The organism is Streptomyces sp. YS-3 (genome assembly GCF_045257485.1).
In the GTDB taxonomy this organism is placed as follows: domain Bacteria; phylum Actinomycetota; class Actinomycetes; order Streptomycetales; family Streptomycetaceae; genus Streptomyces.
In genome coordinates, this window is the sequence record NZ_JBJHPC010000652.1 from 1 (window position 1) to 3,767 (window position 3,767).

Annotated in this window: 3 protein-coding genes; 2 read left to right on the forward strand and 1 reads right to left on the reverse strand. The window is 70.6% G+C overall.

Translation table 11 applies throughout. The annotated features are described in order from the left end of the window. Window positions 1-29: 29 nt before the first annotated feature. Window positions 30-266 (reverse strand): Sec-independent protein translocase subunit TatA, encoded by a 237-nt coding sequence (gene tatA / locus ACJA3G_RS32610; protein WP_406556641.1) that lies wholly within the window; start codon window positions 264-266, stop codon window positions 30-32. Between the two features lie 91 nt (window positions 267-357). Between tatA and ACJA3G_RS32615 the strand changes: the two genes are divergently transcribed. After that, window positions 358-1,893 carry an LCP family protein gene (locus tag ACJA3G_RS32615; protein ID WP_406556642.1) on the forward strand — a complete coding sequence of 512 codons (1,536 nt, stop codon included), beginning with the start codon at window positions 358-360 and terminating at the stop codon, window positions 1,891-1,893. A gap of 202 nt (window positions 1,894-2,095) precedes the next feature. Continuing rightward, the gene (locus tag ACJA3G_RS32620; RefSeq protein WP_406556643.1) at window positions 2,096-3,634 is read left to right on the forward strand and encodes an alkaline phosphatase; all 1,539 of its coding nucleotides are present in this window, start codon (window positions 2,096-2,098) and stop codon (window positions 3,632-3,634) included. Window positions 3,635-3,767: the final 133 nt, after the last annotated feature.

The window sequence follows — 3,767 nt, forward strand, 5'->3', positions numbered from 1 at the left end:
GGGGTGCGGGGCGTCCGGCCGTGGGCCGGTCACAGGTGCGAGGCGTCCGGCTGAGGGACGTCCGGCCGGGGGGAGTTGGGCTGGACGGCGTCCGGCCGGGAGGTGTCGGACTCGTTCTTCATCGCCCGCGTCTCGCTCTTGAGGATCCGGAGCGACTTGCCCAGCGCCCGGGCGGTGTCGGGCAGTTTCTTGGAGCCGAAGAGCAGGATCAGCACCACGGCGACGATCAGCAGATGCCAGGGTTCCAGTCCGTTGCGCAGGAACATCCCGTCGTCCTTCCACTCTCGGCGACTCTCTCAGCAAGACTTGCTACATTGCGCAACTGTACAACCAATCGGACACGGACAGGGCGTACGGATGGGCAGCCACAAGGCAGGACAGGCACGCGGCGGGAGCCGGAGAGGCGCCGCAGGCGCGCCACCGGCCGGGCGGCGCGGACACGGCAGGCTGCGCCTGGTGCTGGCCGTACCCGTGGCCCTGCTGGTCCTCGCGGCAGCCGGGCTCGGCTGGGTCTACTTCCAGCTCAACGGCGACATCCGCACCTTCGACGACGGCGGGATCTCGGGCGAGCGCCCCGCCGCCTCGGCCAAGGGACAGAACGTCCTGGTCATCGGCTCGGACTCGCGCGCGGGCGACAACGTCCAGTACGGCCATGGCAGCGGTGACATCGGCCGCTCGGACACCGCCTTCCTGATGCACGTCCACGCCGACCACAAACACGCCACGGCCGTCTCCCTGCCCCGCGACACCCTCGTCGACGTACCGCCCTGCAAGCTGCCGAACGGCGACTGGACCAGGACGCAGCACAACGTGATGTTCAACTCGGCGTTCTCCGTGGGCGACACCGCCCAGGGCAACCCGGCCTGCACCCAGAACACCGTGGAGAAGCTGACCGGGCTGCGCGTCGACCACACCGTCGTCGTGGACTTCGCGGGCTTCGCCAAGATGACCCGGGCCGTCGGCGGCGTCCAGGTCTGTGTGCCCAAGGACATCTACGAGGGCGACCTCAACCCCAACCGCCACGCGCGCGGGGAGCGGCTGTTCACCAAGGGCGTCCAGCAGGTCTCCGGTCAGAAGGCCCTCGATTACGTACGCATCCGGCACGGCATCGGCGACGGCTCGGACATCGGCCGCATCCAGCGCCAGCAGGCGTTCATCGGCGCCCTCATGAAGAAGGTCAAGCAGCAGGGCCTCAACCCGACCACCCTGCTCCCCCTCGCCAAGGCCGCCACCAGCTCCCTGACCGTCGACCCGGGCCTGGGATCGGCCGACAAACTGATCTCCTTCGCGATGTCGATGAAGAGCGTCGACCTGCACAACACCAAGTTCGTCACCCTGCCCTGGCGGTACGAGGGCGCGCGCGTGGCGATAGTCCGGCCGCAGGCCGACGCGCTCTTCGCGGCCCTGCGGGCGGACCGCACGGTCGACGGCAAGGACGCGGGCGGCAAGCAGGAACCGGACCGGCCCGCCCCACCGCGCCCGAGCGCCGCCCCGCCGCCCGGCGCGGGAGTGGCCGTCGCCGTCTACAACGGCACCACCACCGAGGGCCTGGCCGCCCGCGCGGCCGACTCCCTGAAGGCGGGCGGCTACCGGGTCACCGGCACCGCGACCGCCGCCACCCAGGACTTCGTCCACACCGTCATCGAGTACGGACCGGGCGACCGCACCCACGCCGACACGCTCGCCCGGCGCTTCCCCGGCGCGCTGCTGCGTCCGGCCCACGCGGCGGGGCTCACCGTCATCCTCGGCTCGACGTACGCGCAGGCATCCACGGACGCCGCCTCCACGGACACCGCGCCGACAGACGACGCCCCCGCCACCGTCCCCTCCGAGGTCGCCCAGAAGGCCCGCTCGGCGGACGCCGACATCTGCTCGGGACTCTCGTACGGGTGAGGGGCACGGGTGAGGCACACGGGCGGACGTGCGGGCAGGACGTGCGGGCGGGAGATGCGGCCCGGATGCATGGCCGGTTCCGTCGCTCGGGGCCGTCGGTCGTGGCGTCGGCCGTCACGCCACCGTGGAAGGGCACAGGCGTTCGTTCGCCGTACGCCCGCGCCTCACAACTCGTTCATATTCGGCTCATAGCTTCGCGGCCATGAGATCCATGGGACACAAGCGCCGCAAGGCACTGACGGTGGTGGCGCTGGCCTCCGCCGTCGCGGCGGGCAGCGCCGTCACGGCCAACTCCGCCCCGCAGCACGGCGGCCGGCCTTTCCCGGGCCACGGCCAGGAGATACACAACGTCATCTACCTCCTCGGCGACGGCATGGGCCGCACCCATGTCACCGCCGGCCGCGAGCGCTACTACGGCGCCCAGGGCAAGCTGAACATGGAGCGCCTGCCCTACACGGGCGCGGTCGCCACGTACGCCGTGGAGAAGGGCACCGACCAGCCCGCGCTGGTCACCGACTCGGCCAGCTCCGCGACCGCCTGGTCCTCCGGTGTGAAGACGTACAACGCCGCGCTGGGCGTGGACGCGTACGAGAAGCGGCGAGTGACGCTGATGGAGCAGGCCAAGAAGGCCGGCTTCGCCACGGGCAACGTCTCGACCGCCGAGATCACCGACGCGACCCCGGGCGCCCAGTTCAGCCATGTGCTGCTGCGCGGCTGCCAGGGCCCGGTGTACTCGGACGCGGCCTGTCTGCCGAAGAACGCGGACGGCTCGTACGAGAAGGCCCCCGAGGACAAGACGCTCATCACCCCGGTCGCCGAGCAGATCGCCCGCAACGGCACGGCCGACGTCGTGCTCGGCGGCGGTCTCGCCCGCTTCGAGCCGGACGACCAGAAGGCCCTTCAGGCCCAGGGCTACCAGGTGCTCGGCAGCTTCGGCGACCCGAGCCTGCCCGCCCAGAGCGCCGCCAGCCAGAAGGTCGCCACCAAGGCCGACCTCGACGCGGTCAGGGCCAAGAGGGTCGTCGGCCTCTTCAACCGGGGCAACCTCACCGTCGAGCAGGCCAAGGCCGGTCTCCCGGCGGACGCCCCGCAGAAGCAGGAGCCGACCCTCGCCGACATGGCGAAGAAGTCGATCGACCTGCTCAACGGGCGCTCCAAGAAGGGCTTCTTCCTCCAGATCGAGGGCGCCCAGATCGACAAGCGTTCGCACGCCAACGACGCCGCCCAGACGCTGGGCGAGGTCAAGGCGTTCGACGACGCGGTCAAGGCCGCGTACGACTTCGCCCGCAAGGACGGACACACGCTGGTCGTCGTCACCGCCGACCACGAGTGCGCGGGCTTCAACATCATCGAAAAGGGCACCTACACCAACGCCGAGTCGGTCGCGCCCCCGGCCAACACGGACGCGGGCAACCCGGCGAACAACTCGACGCCGTCGCGTGACAAGTCGGGTGCCAAGGACCCGGTCCGCTCGTCCGGCATCCTCAACGGCGCCGGCTCCGGTGACGCCAAGAACTTCGCCCCGGCCACCTTCCGTACGCCGGACGACCCGGCGGGCGTCAAGGACGGCAGCCCCGAGGCGAGCCTGTGGCTGACCTACCTCTCCGGCAACCACACCGGCGCCGATGTTCCGATCTACGCGTACGGGCCGGGCGCCGAGAAGTTCGCGGCGAGCCAGATCAACACCGAGCTGTACACCAAGATGTACGGCTCGCTGTTCGGCCGGGCACCGCGCGGCTGACCCGACTGGACGGTTGGCGGCGCACTGTTTCACGTGAAACGACGCACCGCTGTTTCACGTGAAACATGGCCTCAACACCCGCCATGTCATGGGCGGTTGAACATGACCGCCGCCCCCCCCGGGGCCGGGGGAC